General features: G+C 70.4%; 20 protein-coding genes. 8 read left to right on the top strand and 12 right to left on the bottom strand.

What is annotated here, in order from left to right; translation table 11 throughout:
• The first annotated feature begins 84 nt into the window (after nucleotides 1–84).
• Nucleotides 85–2,511 carry a transglycosylase domain-containing protein gene (locus ACFWPS_RS16060; protein WP_383705324.1) on the top strand — a complete coding sequence of 809 codons (2,427 nt, stop codon included), beginning with the start codon at nucleotides 85–87 and terminating at the stop codon, nucleotides 2,509–2,511.
• Between the two features lie 173 nt (nucleotides 2,512–2,684).
• Here the strand turns inward: ACFWPS_RS16060 and ACFWPS_RS16055 are convergent, their stop codons facing one another.
• The 3 genes from ACFWPS_RS16055 to ACFWPS_RS16045 form a co-directional block, all read right to left on the bottom strand.
• Nucleotides 2,685–4,772 (bottom strand): SpoIIE family protein phosphatase, encoded by a 2,088-nt coding sequence (locus ACFWPS_RS16055; RefSeq protein ID WP_383705322.1) that lies wholly within the window; start codon nucleotides 4,770–4,772, stop codon nucleotides 2,685–2,687.
• 304 nt (nucleotides 4,773–5,076) lie between these two features.
• Nucleotides 5,077–5,796 carry a DUF402 domain-containing protein gene (locus ACFWPS_RS16050; RefSeq protein WP_383705320.1) on the bottom strand — a complete coding sequence of 240 codons (720 nt, stop codon included), beginning with the start codon at nucleotides 5,794–5,796 and terminating at the stop codon, nucleotides 5,077–5,079.
• An 84-nt stretch (nucleotides 5,797–5,880) separates the two neighbouring features.
• Nucleotides 5,881–7,266 (bottom strand): class II fumarate hydratase, encoded by a 1,386-nt coding sequence (locus ACFWPS_RS16045; RefSeq protein WP_383705317.1) that lies wholly within the window; start codon nucleotides 7,264–7,266, stop codon nucleotides 5,881–5,883.
• 183 nt (nucleotides 7,267–7,449) lie between these two features.
• Here ACFWPS_RS16045 and ACFWPS_RS16040 point away from each other — a divergent pair, with 183 nt between their 5' ends.
• Nucleotides 7,450–7,818 carry a hypothetical protein gene (locus tag ACFWPS_RS16040; RefSeq protein ID WP_383705315.1) on the top strand — a complete coding sequence of 123 codons (369 nt, stop codon included), beginning with the start codon at nucleotides 7,450–7,452 and terminating at the stop codon, nucleotides 7,816–7,818.
• A gap of 123 nt (nucleotides 7,819–7,941) precedes the next feature.
• On the opposite strand, the gene ACFWPS_RS16035 is transcribed toward ACFWPS_RS16040, so the two are convergent.
• Nucleotides 7,942–9,612: a fumarate hydratase gene (locus ACFWPS_RS16035; RefSeq protein ID WP_383705313.1), complete on the bottom strand. Its 1,671-nt coding sequence runs from the start codon at nucleotides 9,610–9,612 to the stop codon at nucleotides 7,942–7,944.
• Nucleotides 9,613–9,792: 180 nt separating this feature from the next.
• On the opposite strand from ACFWPS_RS16035, the gene ACFWPS_RS16030 reads away from it, so the two are divergent.
• Together ACFWPS_RS16030 and ACFWPS_RS16025 are read left to right on the top strand one after the other, a co-directional pair.
• A complete protein-coding gene (locus ACFWPS_RS16030) occupies nucleotides 9,793–10,494 on the top strand; it encodes a DUF1707 domain-containing protein (RefSeq protein ID WP_383705310.1) in 702 nt (233 codons plus the stop codon).
• Nucleotides 10,495–10,647: 153 nt separating this feature from the next.
• On the top strand, nucleotides 10,648–11,031 hold the full coding sequence (locus tag ACFWPS_RS16025) for a WhiB family transcriptional regulator (RefSeq protein WP_351959529.1): 384 nt from the start codon (nucleotides 10,648–10,650) through the stop codon (nucleotides 11,029–11,031).
• 224 nt (nucleotides 11,032–11,255) lie between these two features.
• Here the strand turns inward: ACFWPS_RS16025 and glpX are convergent, their stop codons facing one another.
• On the bottom strand, nucleotides 11,256–12,293 hold the full coding sequence (glpX, locus tag ACFWPS_RS16020) for a class II fructose-bisphosphatase (protein WP_361292041.1): 1,038 nt from the start codon (nucleotides 12,291–12,293) through the stop codon (nucleotides 11,256–11,258).
• Between the two features lie 127 nt (nucleotides 12,294–12,420).
• On the opposite strand from glpX, the gene ACFWPS_RS16015 reads away from it, so the two are divergent.
• Nucleotides 12,421–12,945, top strand: coding sequence for a DUF4245 domain-containing protein (locus tag ACFWPS_RS16015; protein WP_383705308.1), 525 nt, complete (start codon nucleotides 12,421–12,423; stop codon nucleotides 12,943–12,945).
• Nucleotides 12,946–13,022: 77 nt separating this feature from the next.
• On the opposite strand, the gene ACFWPS_RS16010 is transcribed toward ACFWPS_RS16015, so the two are convergent.
• The 3 genes from ACFWPS_RS16010 to xseA all read right to left on the bottom strand — a co-directional run bounded on the left by ACFWPS_RS16010 (nucleotide 13,023) and on the right by xseA (nucleotide 15,279).
• Nucleotides 13,023–13,613, bottom strand: coding sequence for a malonic semialdehyde reductase (locus ACFWPS_RS16010; RefSeq protein WP_383705307.1), 591 nt, complete (start codon nucleotides 13,611–13,613; stop codon nucleotides 13,023–13,025).
• A gap of 175 nt (nucleotides 13,614–13,788) precedes the next feature.
• A complete protein-coding gene (locus tag ACFWPS_RS16005; protein WP_383705305.1) occupies nucleotides 13,789–14,034 on the bottom strand; it encodes an exodeoxyribonuclease VII small subunit in 246 nt (81 codons plus the stop codon).
• A 36-nt stretch (nucleotides 14,035–14,070) separates the two neighbouring features.
• Nucleotides 14,071–15,279 (bottom strand): exodeoxyribonuclease VII large subunit, encoded by a 1,209-nt coding sequence (gene xseA, locus ACFWPS_RS16000; RefSeq protein ID WP_383705302.1) that lies wholly within the window; start codon nucleotides 15,277–15,279, stop codon nucleotides 14,071–14,073.
• Between the two features lie 119 nt (nucleotides 15,280–15,398).
• On the opposite strand from xseA, the gene ACFWPS_RS15995 reads away from it, so the two are divergent.
• On the top strand, nucleotides 15,399–16,412 hold the full coding sequence (locus ACFWPS_RS15995; protein WP_383705300.1) for a 4-hydroxy-3-methylbut-2-enyl diphosphate reductase: 1,014 nt from the start codon (nucleotides 15,399–15,401) through the stop codon (nucleotides 16,410–16,412).
• Nucleotides 16,413–16,472: 60 nt separating this feature from the next.
• A complete protein-coding gene (ppgK, locus tag ACFWPS_RS15990; RefSeq protein WP_383705298.1) occupies nucleotides 16,473–17,222 on the top strand; it encodes a polyphosphate--glucose phosphotransferase in 750 nt (249 codons plus the stop codon).
• Nucleotides 17,223–17,287: 65 nt separating this feature from the next.
• Here ppgK and ACFWPS_RS15985 read toward each other — a convergent pair whose 3' ends face one another.
• A complete protein-coding gene (locus ACFWPS_RS15985) occupies nucleotides 17,288–17,620 on the bottom strand; it encodes a DUF6542 domain-containing protein (RefSeq protein WP_383705296.1) in 333 nt (110 codons plus the stop codon).
• A gap of 397 nt (nucleotides 17,621–18,017) precedes the next feature.
• Here ACFWPS_RS15985 and ychF point away from each other — a divergent pair, with 397 nt between their 5' ends.
• Nucleotides 18,018–19,106, top strand: a complete 1,089-nt coding sequence (ychF, locus tag ACFWPS_RS15980; RefSeq protein ID WP_217551385.1) for a redox-regulated ATPase YchF — start codon at nucleotides 18,018–18,020, stop codon at nucleotides 19,104–19,106.
• Between the two features lie 109 nt (nucleotides 19,107–19,215).
• Here the strand turns inward: ychF and ACFWPS_RS15975 are convergent, their stop codons facing one another.
• The 3 genes from ACFWPS_RS15975 to ACFWPS_RS15965 all read right to left on the bottom strand — a co-directional run bounded on the left by ACFWPS_RS15975 (nucleotide 19,216) and on the right by ACFWPS_RS15965 (nucleotide 21,684).
• Nucleotides 19,216–19,797: a Uma2 family endonuclease gene (locus ACFWPS_RS15975; RefSeq protein WP_383705294.1), complete on the bottom strand. Its 582-nt coding sequence runs from the start codon at nucleotides 19,795–19,797 to the stop codon at nucleotides 19,216–19,218.
• Nucleotides 19,794–20,105, bottom strand: a complete 312-nt coding sequence (locus tag ACFWPS_RS15970) for a hypothetical protein (RefSeq protein ID WP_383705292.1) — start codon at nucleotides 20,103–20,105, stop codon at nucleotides 19,794–19,796. The genes ACFWPS_RS15975 and ACFWPS_RS15970 overlap by 4 nt, the downstream gene beginning before the upstream one ends.
• Nucleotides 20,106–20,208: 103 nt before the next feature.
• Nucleotides 20,209–21,684 carry a glycosyltransferase family 39 protein gene (locus ACFWPS_RS15965; protein WP_383705290.1) on the bottom strand — a complete coding sequence of 492 codons (1,476 nt, stop codon included), beginning with the start codon at nucleotides 21,682–21,684 and terminating at the stop codon, nucleotides 20,209–20,211.
• Between the last annotated feature and the right edge of the window lie 139 nt (nucleotides 21,685–21,823).

Below are 21,823 nucleotides of genomic sequence, written 5' to 3'. Positions count from 1 at the left end.
TTTTCTGGACTGACCTGAGCCACGTACCTGTGTGACACCCGTACACACGTGTGACAGCCGAGACGAAGCGGAGCAGACGGACTCATGGGACGAGCGGACGAGAGAAGAGCGCGACAGCGTGGCGGCCGCCGCGCCGCGCCCCGGAACCGCACGTCCGAGCAGGCCGAGCCCGAGATCACGGCGGAGGGCGGGACCACGACGGTGGTCGAGTCACCGGCCGCCGAGGGCGCCGAGGGCGGCACCCGCGCGGAGCGCCGCCGGGCCGCCGCCAGGAAGCCCGGCAAGCCGGGGAAGCCCGGTGCGCCGGGCAAGCCCGCCAAGGGCCGCATACGCAGGCTGTTCACCTGGAAGAAGATGCTCGGCGCCTTCTTCACCGTGTGTCTGCTGGGCATCGGCGCGTTCATCGCGCTGTACGTGATGGTGAGCGTCCCCGAGGGCAACGCGCTCGCGCAGACGCAGAGCAACGTCTACAAGTACAGCGACGGCTCGGTCCTCGCCCGCAAGGGCACCGTCAACCGCGAGATCGTGGACCTCTCCAAGGTCCCGAAGGACGTCCAGCACACCTTCGTCGCCGCGGAGAACAAGACCTTCTACACCGACAACGGCATCGACCTCAGGGGCATGGCCCGCGGCCTCTACAACACGGCGCGGGGCCGCGGCACCCAGGGCGGATCGACGATCACCCAGCAGTACGTCAAGAACTACTACCTCGACCAGGACCAGACCGTCACGCGCAAGCTGAAGGAACTGGTCATCTCGCTGAAGGTGGACCGCGAGAAGACCAAGGACGAGATCCTCGCGGGCTACATCAACACCAGCTACTACGGCCGCGGCGCCTACGGCATCCAGGCCGCCGCCCAGGCCTACTACCGGGTCGACGCCGAGAAGCTCTCGGTCCAGCAGGGCGCCTATCTGGCCGCGCTGCTCCAGGCGCCCAGCCAGTACGACTGGGCGGTGGCGGGCCCCGTCGGCAAGAAACTGGTGAAGGAACGCTGGAACTACGTCCTGGACAACATGGTCGGCCAGAACTGGCTGGACAAGTCCAAGCGCGACGCCATGACGTTCCCGATCCCCAAGGAGCCCAAGGCCGCCTCCGGTCTGGAGGGCCAGAAGGGCTACCTGGTCGAACTGGCCAACACCCAGCTGGAGAACCAGCTGATGAAGTCGCAGGGCGTCACCCGGTCCGAGGCCGAGGCCCTGGTCGTCGACCAGGGCTGGACGATCACCCTGAACATCGACCCGAAGCGGCAGACCAAGCTGGAGGCGGCCGTCAAGAGCCAGCTCACCAGCAAGCTCGACGGCAAGAAGCGCAAGGTCGACAAGAACGTCCAGGCCGGCGCCGTCTCCGTCGACCCCAAGACCGGCAAGATCCTCGCCCTGTACGGCGGCGTCGACTACTACAAGCACTACACCGACAACGCCACCCGCCCCGACTACCAGCCGGCGTCCACCTTCAAGCCGATCATCCTCGCCGCCGCGCTGGACCAGGACGCCAAGACGCAGAGCGGCAAGGACATCAACGCCAACACGATCTACGACGGCACCAGCGGCCGTGCGGTCAAGGGCAGCGACATCGCCTTCTCGCCGCCGAACGAGGACGACGCGGACTACGGCAACATCACCGTGCAGACGGCGATGAACAAGTCCGTCAACTCGGTGTTCGCGCAGATGGGCGTGGACGTCGGGATGAAGAACGTGCTGAAGTCCGCCGACGACCTCGGCCTGGACACCACGAACCTGCAGGCCGTGCCCGCGATGACCCTGGGCAGCATGGGCGCGAGCCCGCTGGAGATGGCCTCGGTGTACGCCACCCTCGACAACCACGGCCAGAAGGTCACCCCGACGATCCTCGCGTCGGCGGAGAAGACCGGCCGCAAGGTCGACCTGCCGAACCCGATCGGCGAGCAGGTGATCAGCCGTGAGGCGGCCGACCAGGTGACGTCGGTGCTGACCGGTGTGGTCGACGACGGTACGGCCAAGGTGTCGGTGGCCCAGAACCCGCTGCGCAAGGGCCAGCAGGTGGCCGGCAAGACGGGTACGTCGGACAACAACAAGTCGGCCTGGTTCACGGGGTACACGCCCGACCTGGTGACGTCGGTGGGCCTGTTCGGCGAGGACGCCAAGTCCCACGCCCAGGTGTCCCTCACCGGCGCCACGGGCTTGATCCCCGGCACCGGCCGTATCAACGGTGGCGGTTACCCGGCGCAGATCTGGGCGGCGTACACCTTCGGCGTCACGAAGAAGGCCAAGTTCGACCTGAACACCGATCTGGGCGCGGCCGTCCAGCCGACGGAGTCGCCGAGCCCCAGTGTGACCCCGTCCGAGACGCCCTCGGAGACCCCGAGCTCGACCCCGACGAAGTCCGCGACCCCGTCCCAGACGCCGTCCCAGACCCCGAGCTCCACCCCGACGAAGTCCCCGACGCCGACGACCAGCGCCCCGTCCACTCCGGCGGAGACCCCGACGGACGGCACCACGGACAACCCGCTGGACCCGGCGGACGAGCAGTAGCCGAGCCCCCGCATCCGGTCCGTCGCCGGGTGCGGGAGCATCATGGTTGCTCGCGCAGTCCCCCGCGCCCCTTTCAGGGGTGTCAGCAGTAGCGCCCCTGAAAGGGGCGCGGGGAACTGCGCGACCAGCCCCCACCGGCCCGCAGGTCGCCACCGGTCTCCGGCCCTACGGGCCTATCGGTTCAGCTCGAACCAGACGACCTTCCCGGTGCTGAGCCGGGTCGCCCCCCACCGCCGGGCCAGCCGGTTCACCAGGTACAGCCCCCGGCCGCCCTCGTCCGTCGCCCGTGCCTGCCGCAGCCGCGGCAACTGCGGCACGTCGTCGCCGACCTCGCACCGCAGCACGTCCGTCCGCAGCAACCGCAACGTCACCGGCCGCGACGCGTACCGCACCGCGTTCGTGACGACCTCGCTGACCAACAGCTCGACGGAGTCGGTGAGTTCCTCAAGGCCCCAGCGGGCCAGAGCGCGGCGCGCCAGCCGCCGGGCGCGCCCCGGCGCCGCGTCCTCCGGCTCCAGGAACCAGTACGCGACGTCGCTGGGCGCGATCCCGTCGAACCTGGCCGCGAGCAGCGCGATGTCGTCGTCGCGGTCACCCGGCCCGAGCATGTCGAGCACCTCGTCGCACAGCGCTTCAAGGGGCGGCGGATGATCCGGCCCGGTGAGCTGCGCGGTCGCGGCGAGCTTCTCGCGCAGCTGCTCTATGCCGGTCCACACGTCCCGCAGCCGGGACTCCACCAGCCCGTCGGTGTAGAGGAGAAGGGTCGCTCCGGCCGGCGCGTCCAGCTCGACCGCCTCGAAGTCGACCCCGCCGACGCCGATCGGCGCCCCGGCCGGCACCCTCAGCACCTCGGCATGCCCGCCCAGGTGCAGCAGCACCGGCGGCGGATGGCCGGCGTTGGCGATGGTGATGCGATGCGAAACCGGGTCGTACACGGCGTACAGGCAGGTCGCCATCCGGTCGGAGCCGAGCCGCTGGGCCTGCTCGTCGAGATGGTGCAGGACCTCCTGCGGCGGCAGGTCGAGACCGGCGAGGGTCTGCGCGGTCGTCCGCAGCTGCCCCATGATCGCCGCCGAGGTCATCGAGTGGCCCATGACGTCGCCGACGACCAGCGCCACCCGGCTGCCGGGCAGCGGGATCGCGTCGTACCAGTCGCCGCCCACCCGGGCGGTCTCGGCGGCCGGGAGGTAGCGGGACGCCAGCCGCACACCCGTGGCAGTCGGCAGGTTCTCCGGCAGCATGGTCCGCTGCAGCTCGTCGGCGATGTAGGCCTCCCGGCCGTACAGCACCGCCTTGTCGATGCCGAGCGCGCTGTGCGTGGCCAGCTGGGCGGCGACCAGCAGGTCGTCGGCCTCGAACGCCAGCCGCTCCGGGCGGCGCAGGAACAGGGCCGCGCCGATCACCCGGCGCCGGCCGCGCAGCGGGGCGAGGATCGCGTGCTGGGCGCCGGGTACGAGGGACTCGTTGCCCTCGCCGAGGAGTTCGGGAAGGGCGGCGCGCGCAGCCGGGGAGTCGGCGAAAACCGGTCGTACGCCCCGCAGCACCTCGTTCAGCGCACCGCCCGGCCGAACCTCGCACAGCTCCGCGGTGAGCGCGGCCAGGCCGATGTCGGCCGGATCCGGCTCCGGGACCGGCACCGGCAGGAAGCCGCCGTCGGTGTCCCGCTCCTCCGGGATCCGGTCGGTGCGGCGCAGCCGCAGCACCACCGGCCCGACGGGCCGCTCGTCGCCGACCGGCAGCGGGTCGCGCAGATAGACCAGGATCGCGTCCGAGAAGGTCGGCACGGTCGCCCGGCACAGCCCCATCACGATCTCGTCCAGGTCGATGCCCCGGGCGATCCGGCGGGTCGCGGCGCCCACGAAGCGCAGCCGGTCGCCGTCCCGCCGCATCGGCATCGGCCGGCCCGGCTGCAGCCCGCGTCCGGTACGGCGCTCCTGGGAGCCCACCGCCCGCTCCGGCTCGGCGCCCGGCTGCGGCGGGATGCCCTCCGGGGTGGGGCGCGGCCGGTGCGGATCGGGCTCAGCGCTGGTGGGCTGGGCATGCTCGGGGCCGTTGACGGAGTGCTCCTTGGACGTGCTGGTACCGGGACCGGAGGGCGTCTCGCCCGCGCGGGCCTGTGCCGGTAAGGCGGTGCCGCCGCGCGGACAGGGCTGCGGTTGTCCCTGTGTCTGCACCTGCGGGGAACGCAGGAGCGCCCCGCGGGCCTCCGCGGGGTCGGCGCCCGGCTGTGGGCGCTCGTAGGAGGTGGGGTGCTCCGTCACGCGTGTCGAATCCGTCCGTCCGGGGCTGCGCGCCGGGCGCGCAGGTGGTCCCGCCGAAGTGCCGATACCCGGATTACGTGTCCCAGGAACGGAATTTCGGCGTGGCTGGAGGCTGTTCCTGTGCCACCGGCGAACGATCTGCGGCCCGCGCACCGCTCGCCGGTGTTGCCCTCGTACCCCTCGCTCACGTCCTGCCGCCCCTCGGTGACGTTCGGTCAAGCCCGGCGCATGCGCCGGGAGTTGTGCTCACGTTTCCTTGCGGAGGACGATCCTACGGTTGTGGACCGGGGGCGCATCAAGGGTCTCATGAGGACACGTGCGCGGGCGTACGGTCCCAGTCCTCCGGCAGTGACGGTACCGCCCAGGACGGGTCCGGGCGCCAGTGCTGCCAGCTGTCCGAGAAAGGCGGCTCCCAGGCCTCGACGGCGGCCGCCGCGGCCCGGCCCGCCGTCCGCACGTCCGCGGCCGTCTCCGCGTCCATCAGGCCGTCCCGCTGGGCCTGCGCGAACTCGTCCTCGTCGAGCCAGCGCCAACTGCGGTCCGGGTGCACGGAGATGTCCAGAAAGTAGTCCTCGGAGTCCACTCCGCCGCCCCAACGGACCAGTGGCTGTTCAAGGTTGACGTACCAGTTCTTGAACTGCCAGCCCGGCTCCCAGAACAGCCACACCGACCAGGGCTGACCGGGCCGGGCCAGCTTCAGCACGCCGGTGCCGCGCCAGTGGCCGTGCGTGACGGACCGGGGTTTGGTGTAGCGGGACTCCAGCGGTTCTTCACCGACCGACGAGCCGTCGGCGAGCACCGGCCTGACACACTCGGTGCCGGGCGCCAGCCAGACGGCGAGCAGCTCCTCGTCGTCCCGGACGACGGTGACGGGGCGCGCGATGTGGAAGCCGTCCCCGGCGTTCTCCCGGTACCGCCACAGGATCTGGCTCCCGGGAGCCCAGAAACCGGACGCGTCGCCGCTCCCGGTCGCACCGCCCGTTTCCCCGCGCATCACGCGTCTCACCGCTCCACCGTCTGCCATGCACAGATATTAGGTGCCATAGGCATACGACGCTGCGGCGGACGTCACGGTTCTGGCCGGGCGGCGCGAAACGTTCGCACCCGGTTACGGCCGTGTCATCCGCAGGACATCAAGCGCCTCGTCCAGCTGCTCGACGGTCAGGTCGCCCCGCTCCACGTACCCGCCCTCGAGGACGACCTGGCGGATCGTCCTCCGCTCCGCCAGCGCCTTCTTGGCGACCTTGGCGGCCTCCTCGTACCCGATGTACTTGTTGAGCGGCGTGACGACGGACGGGGACGACTCGGCGTACTCCCGCGCCCGCTCCCGGTGCGCGGTGATCCCGTCCACGGTCCGGTCGGCGAGCAGCCGTGAGACGTTGGCCAGCAGTCGGACGGACTCCAGCACGTTCTTCCCGATGACCGGGAGCATCACGTTGAGCTCGAAGTTGCCGGCCGCGCCGGCCACGGCGATCGTCTGGTCGTTCCCGATGACCTGGGCGGCCACCATCAACACGGCTTCCGGAACGACCGGGTTGACCTTCCCCGGCATGATCGAGGACCCCGGCTGCAGATCCGGCAGCGCGATCTCGGCGAGCCCGGTCCGCGGCCCCGAGGACATCCACCGCAGATCATTGGCGATCTTCGTCAGCCCGACCGCGACGGTCCGCAGCTGCCCGCTGGTCTCCACGATCCCGTCCCGGGCGCCCTGCGCCTCGAAATGGTTCCGCGCCTCCGTGAGCGGCAGCCCGGTGACCCGGGCGACCTCCTCGATCACGGCGGCGGAGAACCCGGGCGGGGTGTTGATCCCGGTCCCGACGGCGGTCCCGCCGAGCGGCAGCTCCGCGAGCCGGGGCAGCGAGGCCCGCAGCCGCTCGACGCCGTACCGCACCTGCGCCGCGTACCCGCCGAACTCCTGCCCCAGCGTGACCGGCGTCGCGTCCATGAGATGCGTCCGCCCGGACTTCACGACGTCGGCGAACTCCTCGGACTTCCTGCTGAGCGAGTCGGCGAGGTGATCCAGAGCCGGAATCAGATCCCGCGTGACGGCTGCGGTGGCGGCGATGTGGATGGACGACGGGAACACGTCGTTGGAGGACTGCGAGGCGTTCACATGGTCGTTGGGGTGGACGTCCCGGCCCAGCCGCTCGGTCGCCAGCGTGGCGATGACCTCGTTGGCATTCATGTTCGACGACGTCCCCGACCCGGTCTGGAACACGTCCACCGGGAAGTGCTCGTCCCACTTCCCCTCGGCGACCTCTCCGGCCGCCTCCTGGATCGCCTGGGCGATGTCCTTGTCGACCACCCCCAGCTCGGCGTTCACCCTGGCCGCCGCGCCCTTGATCCGGGCCAGCGCCTCGATGTGCGCGCGCTCGATCCGCTGCCCGGAGACAGGGAAGTTCTCGACGGCCCGCTGGGTCTGGGCCCGCCACTTGGCGTGGGCGGGGACCCGGACCTCGCCCATGGAGTCGTGTTCGATGCGGTAGTCGCTCATGTCCTTGTCAGCGATCGGGAAGCGGCGGTTGTTCCGGCCTGCTGCATTGGCACCACCGACGTCACCGGGTCGGGGGACAGCCTCCCCGCCCGCCAGGCCGAACATCACGCACAAATGTGATTATCGCCCCAAGGTGACAGGGCGATTCCCCGCCGTCACCACGGCTGGCAGGAGGACCAACCGATGAACTTCACTCCCAAGGGCCTGCTCGGCGCCGTCGCGACGGTGTCCATAGGCGCGGCGACCCTGCTGGGCGCGGCAGCCGGCACCGCCGGCGCCACCGGTTCCCGCGCCCACTGCGACCGCGCCGAACGGCCCGTCTGGAGCGGCGACCCCAGCCGCAACGTGACCGCCCACGGCTGCACCCTGCCGTCCCGCGAGCGCCGCTGGTACCGCATCGAGGTCGACGACCTGGTGGAGCCCCACCACAGGACGGAGTACCTGAACGGCCCGGTCGACCGCACCGAGAAGCTGCACGACAGAACCATCAGATGCATGGGCTACACCGCCGACGGCGACACGGTGAACTGGTTCGGCTGCATGCCCCGCTGACCTGTTCGACCGACGGCACTGAATCCCAGCCCGTCCGGCGTTTGAGGACGAGGCCCGTTCAGGCCGATGCGGGGGGCCGGGGGCGGCAGCCCCCGGAGCGGGCGGCCGAAGGGGGCTCGCCCCCTAGGCCAGCCCCGGCCCCCGCACCGGAATCGTCGTGAACGTCGGCGCCGGAGCAGGGTCCTGGAAGAAGTCGTTGCCCTTGTCGTCGACGACGACGAACGCCGGGAAGTCCTCGACCTCGATCTTCCAGACCGCCTCCATGCCGAGCTCCTCGTACTCGACGACCTCGACCTTCTTGATGCAGTCCTGGGCGAGGCGGGCCGCGGGGCCGCCGATGGAGCCGAGGTAGAAGCCGCCGTGCGCGTCGCACGCGTCGGTGACCTGCTTGCTGCGGTTGCCCTTGGCCAGCATCACCTTGGAGCCGCCGGCGGCCTGGAACTGCTCGACGTAGGAGTCCATCCGGCCGGCCGTCGTCGGCCCGAAGGAACCGGAGGCGTAGCCCTCGGGCGTCTTGGCCGGACCGGCGTAGTACACCGGGTGGTCCTTCAGGTACTGCGGCATCTCCTCGCCCGCGTCCAGCCGCTCCTTGATCTTGGCGTGCGCGATGTCCCGGGCGACCACCAGCGGTCCGGTGAGGGAGAGACGGGTCTTGACCGGGTACTTGGTCAGCTCCGCGAGGATCGTGTCCATCGGCTGGTTCAGGTCGATCTTCACCACGTCCGACGACTCGTCCAGGTGCTCGTCCGTCGTCTCCGGCAGGAACCGCGCCGGGTCCGTCTCCAGCTGCTCGAGGAAGACGCCCTCGGCGGTGATCTTCGCGACGGCCTGGCGGTCCGCGGAGCAGGACACGGCGATGGCGACGGGGCAGGACGCGCCGTGCCGCGGCAGCCGCACCACGCGCACGTCGTGGCAGAAGTACTTGCCGCCGAACTGCGCGCCGATCCCGATCTTCTGCGTCAGCTCGAAGACCTTCTGCTCCAGGTCCTTGTCCCGGAAGCCGTGCCCGAGCTCCGAGCCCTCGGCCGGGATCTCGTCCAGGTAGTGCGCGGAGGCGTACTTCGCGGTCTTCAGCGCGTACTCGGCGCTCGTACCGCCCACCACGATCGCCAGGTGGTACGGCGGGCACGCCGCCGTACCGAGCGAGCGGATCTTCGCCTCCAGGAACTTCATCATGGAGGCCTCGTTGAGAACGGCCTTCGTCTCCTGGTAGAGGAACGACTTGTTGGCGGAGCCGCCGCCCTTCGCCATGAAGAGGAACTTGTAGGCGCCGCCGTCGGTGGCGTACAGCTCGACCTGGGCCGGCAGGTTCGACCCGGTGTTCTTCTCCTCCCACATGGTGAGCGGAGCCATCTGGGAGTAGCGCAGGTTGAGCCTGGTGTAGGCGTCGTAGATGCCGTGCGAGAGGTGCTTCTCGTCCTCGCCCGCCGTCAGCACGTTCTGCCCGCGCTTGCCCATGACGATGGCCGTGCCGGTGTCCTGGCACATGGGCAGCACACCGGCCGCCGCGATGTTCGCGTTCTTCAGCAGGTCGAGCGCGACGAACTTGTCGTTGCCCGACGCTTCCGGGTCGTCGATGATCCGGCGGAGCTGGGCGAGGTGCGCGGGCCGCAGGTAGTGCTGGATGTCGTGGATGGCCTCTTCGGCCAGCTTGCGCAGCGCCTCGGGCTCCACCTTGAGGAACGTCCGCCCGTCCGGTCCCTCGACGGTGGACACACCCTCCGAGGTCACCAGCCGGTACGGGGTGGTGTCCTCGCCCTGGGGGAGCAGATCGGTATACGCGAACTCAGGCATCTCAGCCCATTCCTCACTCTGACGGACGGCGGCCCGCCGACGCTGGCGGGCGCGTCCAGCCTAGAACCTGCCACTGAAGGGGAGCCTGTGAGGTAAGGCTCAGTTCGAGGACCGTACGGGTTTTCCACAGGTCCTGACGAAGGGTAGTCGCGATCTATCGCGTTTCGGTACTCTGCTGCCGTGGACCTTCAGAAGCAGACCTCTCAGGAGCGTGCCGGAGCGCCGGTGGCCGAGCTGCGCGCCTCGGACGCCGACCGTGACCGCGTCGCCGACATCCTGCGGGAGGCCCTCGCCGAGGGGCGCCTGACCGCCGACGAGCACGCCGAGCGCGTGGAGGGGGTGCTGAACGCCAAGACGGTGGGTGAGCTGGAGGTCTTCATACGGGACCTGCCCGCCGCCCACACCGGCCCGGCCGCCCCGGCCTACACGCCGGTGCCGCCCCGGCCGACGCCCGGCGCGATCCCCGTCGAGGCGGACAGCAACGTGGTGGCGGTCTTCAGCAGCGCCCGCCGCCGGGGCCGCTGGCGGGCAGGCCGCCGGCTGCACGCCTACGCCGTCTTCGGCTCCATCGAGCTCGACCTCACCGAGGCGATCTTCGAGTACCAGCAGGTCGTCATCAAGGCGGTATCGGTCTTCGGCGACGTCCAGATCCGCGTCCCGGAGAACGTGTCGCTGCGCGGCACCGGCGGCGGTGTGCTGGGCAACTTCGAGGCGGACACACTGGATTCGGTCGACTCCGACGCGCCGGTCGTCTACGTCGACGGATGGGCCGTCCTCGGCAACGTGGAGGCGCGGCCGAAGCGCGGAAAGCTCATCGAGGACATCCTGGACCGGGTTCAGGACAAGGTCGACAGGAAGTTGCGCAAACACCTGGACCGTTGACGGTCGCGAATCACTCCCGGCCCGGCGGCCTCAGGGGTCGTGAACAAGCCGCCGTACTACGGCTGTTGAGGACGCTGTGCATAGGCCCGCGCACAGCGGGTAGGCCTTGCTGCATCGTCTCTCGCTCGCGAAGCCGTCGTCAGGAGTAGACCCGTGCTGCAACCGCCGCATTCGTCCCTGCAGGTAGCTGCCGTACCGGCCCAGCGGGTGCCAGTGCGGGACAGGGACCAAGACGCCCCCTGGCACACCGAGGCGGTGTGCCGGCGCGACGAGGCAGGCCTGTTCTTCGCACCCTCCAAGGAACCCACCGCCGCCCGGCTGTCCCGGGAGGAGGCGGCCAAGCGGGTCTGTGCCCGCTGTCCGGTGATGGTCGAGTGCCGCGAACACGCGCTGCTCCAGCCCGAGCCCTACGGCGTCTGGGGCGGCCTCACCGCCGCCGAACGCCGCGTGGTCCTGGCCCGCCGCAGGCGCCGCGAGATGGAACTCAAGAAGGCGGCGAGGGCGGCAGCGGCAAACCGCATAGCACAGGCAGGCTGACGAGAAGGCGCCCTCTCCGCACGGAGGGCGCCTTTCTGGTCGGCCTAGGGGACAGCGCCCCTCAGGGGCGCGGGGCTGTGCCGATGTGCGGCTGCCGCCGCGTGGGCGCGACCGGCGGCATCTCTAACGCCGCAAGTGCAACCCCCTAGGGGCGCGGGGAACTGCGCGACCGGCCACGATGCACCCGCAGCCGCCTACGGCCCGCAGTCCCTGCTCCCAAGGCGCTACTTCGCCTTGTCGAAATCCACCGTGCTGTACGCCCGCAGCTTCCGCAGCCGGTGCTCGGAGTCGATCCGCCGCACCGTCCCCGACTTCGACCGCATCACGATCGACTCGGTCAGCGCGGTCTCCGACCGATACCGCACGCCCCGCAGCAGCTCACCGTCGGTGATGCCGGTGGCGACGAAGAACACGTTCTCCCCGGTCACCAGGTCCTCCGTCGTCAGGACCCGGTCCAGGTCGTGCCCGGCGTCGATGGCCCGCTGCCGCTCCTCGTCGTCCTTGGGCCACAGCTTGCCCTGGATGGTCCCGCCCAGGCACTTCACGGCGCACGCCGAGATGATGCCCTCGGGCGTGCCGCCGATCCCGAGGAGCATGTCGACGCCCGTGCCCTCGCGCAGCGCGTAGATCGACCCGGCGACGTCACCGTCGGAGATCAGCTTGATGCGCGCGCCGGCCTCCCGGATCTCCTTGATGATCCCTTCGTGCCGCGGCCGGTCGAGGATGACGACGGTCACGTCCTCCGGCGTGGCCCGCTTCGCCTTGGCGACCCGCCGGATGTTGACGGAGACGGGCGCGTTGATGTCGACGAAGTCCGCCGCCTCCGGGCCCGTGACCAGCTTGTCCATGTAGAAGACGGCGGACGGGTCGAACATGGCCCCGCGCTCGGCCGCGGCCAGCACGGCGATCGCGTTGGGCATGCCCTTGGCGGTCAGCGTCGTCCCGTCGATCGGGTCGACGGCGATGTCGACCTCGGGCCCGGTGCCGTCACCGATGCGCTCTCCGTTGAAGAGCATCGGGGCCTCGTCCTTCTCGCCCTCGCCGATGACGACCACGCCGTTCATCGACACGGTGGAGACGAGGGTCCGCATCGCGCGCACCGCGGCGCCGTCGGCGCCGTTCTTGTCGCCGCGGCCGACCCAGCGGCCCGCGGCCATCGCCGCGGCTTCGGTCACCCGGACGAGCTCCAGGGCGAGGTTGCGGTCGGGGGCCTCGGAGGGGACATCGAGTTCGGACGGCAGGTGATGATGATTCTCGGTCATCGGAGCGCACCTTTCTGATACGACGACGGCCGGATGAGGGTTTTCCCGTCGACTCTATCGCCAGGCTGACAAAATGAGCAGGGGACCCCACGGATGAGCGCAGCGGGCACCTGCGACGATAGGGGGCGTGGCAGGCACGAACGGCAAGCAGAAGACGGTCCGGGACATGATTCTCTCCCTGGCCCTGATCGGCCTCGCGGCGGGCTTCATCTACCTGCTCGTCCCGCACGACGATCACGCTCCCGACCTTCCGAGGGTCGACTACCGGGTCGAGCTGCTGACGGCTCGGCGCGCCGCGGCCTACCCGGTGGCCGCGCCCGAGGGCCTGTCCGGCGACTGGAAGGCCACCTCGGTCCGCTTCCAGGGCGAGGACGGGGACCGTTGGCACCTCGGCTACCAGACCCCCGACGGTCAGTACGTCCAGATCGAGCAGTCGACTCAGAAGCGCGCGGACTTCATCACCGACGCCAGCCAGGGCGCGTCGGCCACCAAGACGACCGAGAAGATCGGCGACCGCACCTGGACGCACTACACCGGCGGCCGCTACGACGCGCTGGTGCTGGACGGCACCTCCGGCTCGACCACGGTGGTGGCCGGCACGGCCTCCTTCACCCAGCTGACGAAGATGGCCGAGGCGCTGAAGATGTCCTGACACGGGCGTCGCGACCCGCGAGCGCGAGAGGCCCCCGGCGCCGTTGCCGGGGGCCTCTTTCGCATCCGCGGTGTGACTCAGACGGTCGTGACGACGTCGTCGTACGCCAGGCGCGGGGAGCGCGGGAACCAGGCGTCCGGACCCGGCTTGCCGATGTTGATGACCACGAACGGGGTGTGGTCGTCGTCCAGGAACTCCTTCTGGATGCCCGCGAAGTCGACGCCGGTCATCGGGCCGGCGGCGAGGCCGGCGGCACGGACGCCGATGATGAAGTAGGCGGCCTGGAGGGCGGCGTTCAGGGCCGCGCTGCCCTCACGCACCGCGCGGTCGCCGAAGACGGCGTCCTTGGCCTGCGGGAAGTGCGGGAAGAGCTCCGGCAGCTCCTCGTGGAACTCGTTGTCCGCGGCGAGGATCGCGACCAGCGGGGCGGTGGCGGTCTTCTTCTGGTTGCCCTCGGCCATGTGCTGCACGAGACGCTCACGGGCCTCGGGGGAGCGGACCAGGACCACGCGCAGCGGCGACTGGTTCATCGAGGTCGGGCCGAACTTGACCAGGTCGTAGATCGCCTGTACCTGCTCGTCGGACACCGGCTCGTCGGTGAAGGTGTTGGCGGTGCGGGCCTCGCGGAACAGCAGGTCCTGAGCGGTGGGGTCGAGAACGAGAGACATGGTTGAACTTCCTAGAGGTCGCGTCGCGATTCACATCCGGACCGCGGTCCGGATAGGCTGACGGCACGACGATAAGCGAGGGAAGATTCAAGGTTCAACAAAAACCGGACTGTAGTGATCCGCCTCACACCGACCGCGCGTCGACCCTCACACCGACCGTGCGTCGACCGCCCGCTCAGTCCTCCTCTTCGGCCCCTTCCCCGTCGTCCCCCTCGTCCCCCTCGGCCAGCGCCGCGTCCAGCCGGGCCCGCGCCCCCTCCAGCCACCGCCGGCACACCCTGGCCAGCTCCTCGCCCCGCTCCCAGAGCGCGAGGGACTCCTCAAGGCTCGTCCCGCCGGCCTCCAGCCGCCGCACGGTCTCGATCAGCTCGTCCCGCGCCTGCTCGTACGAGAGGGCGGCCTCTTCCGTCCTGCTGCTCATGCACTGACCTTTCTCATCGACTCGTACGACACGGCGTCAGCCGTCGACCCGCACCGTGAACTCACCCTCGGCGACCCGTGCCCGCAACGCCTCGCCCGGCTCGACGTCCCCCGGGTTGCGCACCACATGACCGCCGTCCTTCTGCAGCACGGCGTAACCGCGCTTCAGCGTGGCGGCGGGGGAGAGGGCCACCACGCGCGCGTGCGTGTGCGTCAGCTCGGAGTCGGCGCGGTCGAGCAGATGCCCGAGGGTGCGCCGCGAACGGTCGACCAGCGAGGCGACGTGATCGGCGCGTTCGTCCACCATCCGGTGCGGATCCTCCATGGCCGGCCGCGCGAGCGCATGCGCCAGCCCCCGCTCCTCCCGCGCCACCAGCGCGTCGACACTGCGCCGGCCCCGGTCCCGCAGCATCCGCACCCGCTCCAGCTCCTCCCCGACGTCCGGGACGACCCGCTTGGCCGCGTCGGTGGGGGTGGAGGCGCGCAGGTCGGCCACGTAGTCGAGCAGCGGGTTGTCGGGCTCGTGCCCGATGGCGGACACCACGGGCGTACGGCACTCGGCGACCGTCCGCACCAGCTGCTCGTCGGAGAACGGCAGCAGATCCTCCACACTGCCGCCACCGCGCGCGACGATGATCACATCCACCTCCTCGAGCGCGTCGAGCTCCTTCACGGCCTGCACGACCTGCGGCACCGCGTGCACGCCCTGGACCGGCACGTTCCGCACCTCGAACCGCACCGCCGGCCACCGGTGCCGGGCGTTCTCCAGCACGTCCCGCTCGGCGGCCGAGGCCCGCCCGCACACCAGCCCGATCAACTGCGGCAGAAACGGCAACCGCTTCTTCCGCTCGGCGGCGAACAGCCCCTCCGCGGCCAGCGCCTTCTTGAGCATCTCCAGCCGCGCCAGCAGCTCCCCGACCCCGACCGGCCTTATCTCGGCAGCCCGCAGGGACAGCTGCCCGCGCGGCGCGTACCACTCCGGCTTCGCGTGTACGACGACCCGGGCGCCCTCGCCGACCACATCGGCCACCGCGTCGAACACCTGCCGGTAACAGGTGACGCCGATCGAGATGTCGTGCGACGGATCGCGCAGCGTCAGAAACACGACGCCCGCCCCCGGCCGCCGCGAGAGCTGGGTGATCTGCCCCTCGACCCAGACGGCCCCGAGCCGATCGATCCACCCACCGATCAGCCGGGAGATCTCACCGACGGGAACGGGAGCCTCGGCGGACGTGTTCAAAGCCATGCGCCGAGAGTAACGGCGCACACTGACAGACAGACCGGCACCACAACCCGGCCGGTCCGCCGGTCTCCCCGCGATCGTCACCCGGACGCGATCTTCGACCCCCCGAACGCGGCCTTACGATGGGTGCCATGACTGCTTCGCCTGGCCGCCGTGTCCTGCTCGCCGCCCCCCGTGGCTACTGCGCGGGTGTGGACCGCGCCGTGATCGCCGTCGAGAAGGCCCTGGAGCAGTACGGGGCCCCGATCTATGTCCGGCACGAGATCGTCCACAACAAGTACGTCGTGCAGACCCTGGAGAAGAAGGGCGCGATCTTCGTCGAGCGGACCGAGGAGGTCCCGCCGGGGAACATCGTGATGTTCTCCGCGCACGGCGTCGCCCCCGTCGTCCACGAGGAGGCAGAGCGCGGCCGCCTCGCCACCATCGACGCGACCTGCCCGCTGGTCACCAAGGTCCACAAGGAAGCCGTCCGCTTCGCAGGCGAGGACTACGACATCCTCCTGATCGGCCACGAGGGCCACGAGGAGGTCATCGGCACCTCCGGCGAGGCCCCCGACCACATCCAGCTGGTCGACGGCCCGGCGGACGTCGCCAAGGTCGAGGTCCGCGACGAGTCCAAGGTCGTCTGGCTCTCCCAGACCACCCTCTCCGTGGACGAGACGATGGAGACCGTCGACGCCCTGAAGGAGAAGTTCCCGCAGCTGATCTCGCCGCCCAGCGACGACATCTGCTACGCCACGCAGAACCGCCAGCTCGCCGTGAAGCAGATGGGCGCCCAGGCCGAACTGGTCATCGTCGTCGGCTCCCGCAACTCGTCCAACTCCAAGCGGCTGGTGGAGGTCGCCAAGCTGGCCGGCTCCCGCGCCGCCTACCTGGTCGACTTCGCCGACGAGATCGACGAGGCATGGCTGGAGGGCGTGACGACCGTCGGCGTCACCTCCGGTGCCTCCGTACCCGAGGTGCTGGTCGAGCAGGTCCTGGAGTGGCTCGCCGAGCGCGGTTACGGCGACGTCGAGATCGTCAAGGCGGCCGAGGAGTCCATCACCTTCTCACTCCCCAAGGAACTCCGCCGTGACCTGCGCGAAGAGGCGGCCACCCTGGTCGCCGAACGCGGCGGCACCGGCGCCGGGGCGTAAGGACCGGCCGTACGGTCCTCCGGCGTCGTGACTGTCAGTCGTACGACGTAACGTGTAGCCATGCAGATCTTCGGCGTGGACATCGGTGGTTCCGGGATCAAGGGCGCTCCCGTGGACCTGGACAAGGGCGACCTGGCCCAGGAGCGGTTCAAGGTGCTCACCCCGCACCCGGCGACGCCCGACGGTGTCGCCGACGGGGTCAAGCAGGTGGTCGACCACTTCGGCTGGAGCGGCCCGGTCGGGCTCACCTTCCCCGGTGTGATCACCGACGGCACCCACATCCGCACGGCGGCGAACGTCGACAAGAGCTGGATCGACACCGACGCGCGCACGCTGTTCAGCGAGCGGCTCGGCGGACTCCCGGTGACCGTGGTCAACGACGCGGACGCGGCCGGCGTGGCCGAGATGGAGTTCGGCGCCGGCCGGGACCGCAAGGGCGTGGTCATCCTGCTCACCTTCGGCACCGGCATCGGCAGCGCCCTGTTCGTCGACGGCGAGCTGGTCCCCAACACCGAGCTGGGCCACCTGGAGCTGGACGGCCACGACGCCGAGAAGAAGGCGTCCAGCAAGGCCAAGGAGGACCACGACCTCAGCTGGGAGCAGTGGGCGCAGCGGGTCAACAGGTACCTGGCGCACGTCGAGATGCTCTTCACCCCGAACCTGTTCATCATCGGCGGCGGGGTGAGCCGCAAGGCCGACAAGTTCCTGCCGCACATCGAGGGCATCAAGGCCGAGATCGTCCCGGCCCAGCTGCAGAACAACGCGGGGATCGTGGGCGCGGCGATGCGCGCGGCGCACCACGCCAAGTAGGCGGCAGCACAGTACGCGGGCCGGGGTGGGTCGGGCTCGGTGGGTCAGGCCCGGCGGCGGGTGGGTCAGGCCCGGCGGCGGCGCCGGATCAGCCGGATCCGGCGGACGATGACGATCACCCCGGCGATCAGCGTCCCGCCGTAGAGCCAGCCGGCCTGCGTGGCCAGGGCCGTCACCAGACCCATCACCCCGCCCAGGAATCCGCCGCCGCCGTCGGTGACGGCCAGCAGGCCGACGGCGAAGGCGATCGGGACGACGACGGGTGCGGTCAGCAGATCGCCCCCGCGCACCCACAGCGCGGTCAGCGCGGACACCGGCAGGAACAGCACGCCGTACACGGTCAGGGACGCCCCGAGGAGCAGGTCGTCCAGGAAGCCGAGCAGGAACATCGCGGCCATGCAGAAGAGGCCGCAGCCGAGCCCCGTGAGCCGTGGACCCGGCAGCCGCGCGGGCCCCGCCACCGGTGCCGGACGCGACCTTCCCGGAGCGGGCCGACGCTCGGCCGTCCCCGGCCGCCGTCTCGCCTGCGGCGGCAGCGGCGCACGGGGAGCGCCTCGGCGCGGTCCGGGTTGTCGGGGTCGGGTCCTGTGATGCTCCACCGGACCAACTTAGGTCGGTTAATGTGCCCAATCGCGGCCCAGACACGCCGAAACCAAGCCGAAGAGGAGAGCTTGGCCAGGTGTTCGACGCGACCGCAGGCCGGGTGCCCCGAACCCCGTAAACTGGTGGATCGGCCGGCCCGCCGGCACTGGCAGCCCCTGGCCCACTCACCCTCTCACTACGGGAAGTCGCAACGTGTCGCTCACGATCGGAATCGTCGGCCTGCCCAATGTCGGCAAGTCGACCCTGTTCAACGCCCTGACCAAGAACGACGTGCTGGCGGCCAACTACCCGTTCGCCACGATCGAGCCCAACGTGGGTGTCGTCGGCGTCCCCGACGCCCGCCTGGCCAAGCTTGCCTCGATCTTCAAGTCGGAGCGCATCCTCCCGGCCACGGTCGACTTCGTCGACATCGCCGGCATCGTGCGCGGCGCCTCCGAGGGCGAGGGCCTGGGCAACAAGTTCCTCGCGAACATCCGTGAGTCCGACGCGATCTGCCAGGTCATCCGCGCCTTCAAGGACGAGAACGTCGTGCACGTCGACGGCAAGGTCTCGCCGAAGGACGACATCGAGACGATCAACACCGAGCTGATCCTCGCCGACCTCCAGACGATCGAGAAGGTCCTCCCGCGCCTCCAGAAGGAGTCGCGCATCAAGAAGGACGTGGCCCCCAAGGTCAAGGCCGTCGAGGAGGCCAAGGAGATCCTGGAGAAGGGCGACACGCTCTTCGCCCACGGCATCGTCCAGGGCACCGAGCGCAACGAGCTCCTGCACGACCTGCACCTCCTCACCACCAAGCCGTTCCTCTACGTCTTCAACGTCGACGAGGACGAACTGCTCGACGAGGACTTCAAGACCGAGCAGCGCGCCCTGGTCGCCCCCGCCGAGGCGATCTTCCTCAACGCCAAGCTGGAGCAGGACCTCGCCGAGCTCGACGAGGAGGACGCCCTGGAGCTGCTGGAGTCCGTCGGCGCCGAGGAGCCCGGCCTCGCCACCCTCGCCCGCGTCGGCTTCGACACCCTCGGCCTGCAGACCTACCTCACGGCCGGCCCCAAGGAATCCCGCGCCTGGACCATCAAGAAGGGCGCCACGGCCCCCGAGGCGGCCGGCGTCATCCACACCGACTTCCAGAAGGGCTTCATCAAGGCCGAGGTCATCTCCTTCGCCGACCTGGTCGAAACCGGCTCGGTGGCCGAGGCCCGCGCCAAGGGCAAGGCCCGCATGGAGGGCAAGGACTACGTGATGCAGGACGGGGACGTGGTGGAGTTCCGGTTCAACGTGTGACGGTTCCTCGCCGCGCGCTAGAGGCCCCGCCAAGTGTGCAGGTCGGAAGGGGCCGGGCTCTGGTGAGCCCGGCCCCTTCGGTGTCCCCGCGCTGATGTGGTGCTGACTCCTAGTCGCCCCGCGGCGGGGTGAGCTTGTCGAGATCCAGGCTGATCTCGAACGGCACCGGGCGCTTCAGGGTGCCCCGGAAGATGCCCGCAGGTGCGTAGACGCCAGTCGGTTCGTCGAGTTCGTAGGCGTGCACGACTGGGGCGCCGTCTTCGTCCTCGATACACCAGTAGTGCGGGATGCCCGCCTCCGCGTACTTGCGGAGCTTGACCGTGCGGTCCCGGTGCGCGGACTCGGGTGAGACGACTTCGATGACGAGTCGTACCTCATCCGGTGCGAACCAGGTGCGGTCGCCGTCGTAATGGGCGGTCGTCAACAGCAGATCGGGCTCGGGCCGGTTTCGCTCGTCCAGCTTTATGGTCATCTCGCGGCCGACCCTGACATCGGCGGGAGCCTGCTCCATGAGGGCGACGGTGAGCATGGTGACGAGGTGGCCGTGCCACCACCGCTGGGGCGACATCATGAAGACGAGGGCTCCGTCGATCAGCTCGGTGTGGCGGGGTGCCTCGGGGAGGCGGTCCAGGTCCTCCGCGAACCAGCCTTCCACGCGCGGCGGGCGCATCCAGTCGGGCAGTGCGGTCATGGCTCAACCGTAGCCACTCGGCGAGACTCGGGCCACGAGATGGTCAACGCTCGGCCGCCTGTCCGCGGGACCGTGTGATCGAGGCCCGCCGCCTCACCGCTCCTCCTGTGCAGGCGGGCGCCCGCCTCGTCCACCGTCCTGGCGGCCGGCGTTGCCTCGGCGAGCCTGGCGGGCGGCGCCTCGGCGAACTTGAGGCCACGCACGGCACGTCCGTCGATCTCGGGCAGGCCGAGGCCTTTTTCTGCCTGTGAGGAGACACCGCCCTTGACCGTGACGGTGCGGGAGTGCGCCGTGGCGACGTTCTCCACGGTGATGTCCGCACCGGCGAATTTTTCGGGGTGCGGACGACTCGGGGTGGTGCGACCGCCGCTCGCGCGGGTCCGACGCGGCCGTCTGACACGCCCCGCGCGGTCAGTCGTAGTGGAGGAAGCCGGGCCACAGGGCGTGCCACGGTCGCACCGGGTCGTGGCAGAGGTAGATGGCGCGGTGCTGTTCCTCGCTGTCGATGCGGTAGCCGCTGTCCAGTCGGCCCTCGACGCGGCAGTCGGTGAACTGGGCGGACAGCCAGGCCCGGTCGTCGTAGCCGACGACGACGGCCGTACGGGCGGAGTCGGGTGGAGTGCCCAGGGTGCGCAGGGCGTTCTGCCCGCTGTAGAGCGCCCGCGCGGGAATGCCGTGGGCGCCGCCGTAGCGGTCGAGGGCGCCGTACTCGCCGTAGTTGCCGGTGACGATGATCGCGCCCGGGCGGTAGACGGCGGCGATCTGGGAGACGTAGCGCGGCCAGCCGATCTCGTCCCCGAGGCCCTGGTCGGCCTCGGCGAAGTGCAGGCTCTGCTGGCTGCGGAGGGAGACCACCGGCAGGGCGAACGCCGCCGAGACCACCAGGTTGAGTCCGAGGAGCAGGGCGAACAGCGCCCGGCTGTGCCGCCGCTCGGCCAGCGCCCGCGCCACCGGCACCGAACCCACCGCGTGCAGGGTCAGCACCATGCCCATGGCGTAGTAGGGCTGTGCGGCGACGGCGCAGAGCAGCACCAGCAGCAGCAGGTATCCGACGCCGAAGGCGCGCACGGGCCCCAGCACCGGATCGCGGAGCACCCGGAACAGGCCCACCACGGCGATGTACGACAGGGGCAGCCCGACCGTCAGGAAGAAGAACGGGATGTTCAGCACGCCGCCCATGGCGCCCTTGTCGGAGCGGAGGGCACCGGCCATGGTGAGCGCCGGGAATTGGTGGGTGGCCTGGTAGACGAGGTTCGGCGCGCCGATCAGCGCGGCCAGCCCCATGCCCGCCCACGGCCACCGCGACAGCAGCACCCGGCGCGGTCCGACCGCCAGCAGGCCGGCACCCAGCGTGGCCAGAAGCAGCAGGACCAGCAGCTTGTTGTACAGCCCCACGCCGACCACCGCGCCGACTGCGAGCCACCACCGTGGCCGGTCGCGCAGCAGGGCCCGGAAGGCGAACAGCGCGACGGCGAGCCACACGACCATGTCCAGCGACGTGGTCACGAACAGATGCCCGAAGGTCAGCACGAGCGTCCCCGAGGAGGCCGCGGCCGCCAGCGTCTGCGCGCCAGGGCCGCCGCCTACCTCACGGGCGATCAGCGCACACAGGTACGCCACCGCTCCCGCCGCCAGGACCGCCGGGACCCGGAGGCCGCGCACGGTGTCCCCGAACAGGGCGATCGACGCGCGGGAGAGCAGGGGCGTGCCGGGCGGCTGGTCGACGTATCCCCACGCGGGATGCCGGCCCAGTACCCGGAAGTACAACTCGTCCCGGTGATAGCCGTACCGCGAGGCGAACATCAGCAGTAACGCCATCACCGCGAGCGCCACCACCGAGACCGGGAGCCAGGCGAATCCACGACGCTGCGGGCCGGTGTCCGTCACGGCGAGAACGTAGCCGCGCTCGGTATGCGTACGGAAGCAGCACGCCGCAAGTGGTAAGAGGCTTCGCCAGTTGTGACACCCGCCCGAGGCGCCGGCGCACGACCTCGATCCGCGAAGCCCTGCGGGACAGTCCCTGCCC

The sequence above is a fragment of the Streptomyces sp. NPDC058457 genome, assembly GCF_042720695.1.
Lineage (GTDB): Bacteria > Actinomycetota > Actinomycetes > Streptomycetales > Streptomycetaceae > Streptomyces.
This window is presented reverse-complemented; position numbering and strand designations above follow the sequence as displayed.

What these genes read in the sequence shown, in the direction of transcription:
- ACFWPS_RS16060 (WP_383705324.1), top strand. Translation starts at nt 85, where the DNA reads ATGGGACGAGCGGACGAGAGAAGAGCGCGACAGCGTGGCGGCCGCCGC.
- ACFWPS_RS16050 (WP_383705320.1), bottom strand. Translation starts at nt 5,796, where the DNA reads ATGGCAGACGGTGGAGCGGTGAGACGCGTGATGCGCGGGGAAACGGGC.
- ACFWPS_RS16045 (WP_383705317.1), bottom strand. Translation starts at nt 7,266, where the DNA reads ATGAGCGACTACCGCATCGAACACGACTCCATGGGCGAGGTCCGGGTC.
- ACFWPS_RS16040 (WP_383705315.1), top strand. Translation starts at nt 7,450, where the DNA reads ATGAACTTCACTCCCAAGGGCCTGCTCGGCGCCGTCGCGACGGTGTCC.
- ACFWPS_RS16035 (WP_383705313.1), bottom strand. Translation starts at nt 9,612, where the DNA reads ATGCCTGAGTTCGCGTATACCGATCTGCTCCCCCAGGGCGAGGACACC.
- glpX (WP_361292041.1), bottom strand. Translation starts at nt 12,293, where the DNA reads ATGACCGAGAATCATCATCACCTGCCGTCCGAACTCGATGTCCCCTCC.
- ACFWPS_RS16010 (WP_383705307.1), bottom strand. Translation starts at nt 13,613, where the DNA reads ATGTCTCTCGTTCTCGACCCCACCGCTCAGGACCTGCTGTTCCGCGAG.
- ACFWPS_RS16005 (WP_383705305.1), bottom strand. Translation starts at nt 14,034, where the DNA reads ATGAGCAGCAGGACGGAAGAGGCCGCCCTCTCGTACGAGCAGGCGCGG.
- xseA (WP_383705302.1), bottom strand. Translation starts at nt 15,279, where the DNA reads ATGGCTTTGAACACGTCCGCCGAGGCTCCCGTTCCCGTCGGTGAGATC.
- ACFWPS_RS15995 (WP_383705300.1), top strand. Translation starts at nt 15,399, where the DNA reads ATGGGTGCCATGACTGCTTCGCCTGGCCGCCGTGTCCTGCTCGCCGCC.
- ppgK (WP_383705298.1), top strand. Translation starts at nt 16,473, where the DNA reads ATGCAGATCTTCGGCGTGGACATCGGTGGTTCCGGGATCAAGGGCGCT.
- ACFWPS_RS15985 (WP_383705296.1), bottom strand. Translation starts at nt 17,620, where the DNA reads ATGGCCGCGATGTTCCTGCTCGGCTTCCTGGACGACCTGCTCCTCGGG.
- ACFWPS_RS15975 (WP_383705294.1), bottom strand. Translation starts at nt 19,797, where the DNA reads ATGACCGCACTGCCCGACTGGATGCGCCCGCCGCGCGTGGAAGGCTGG.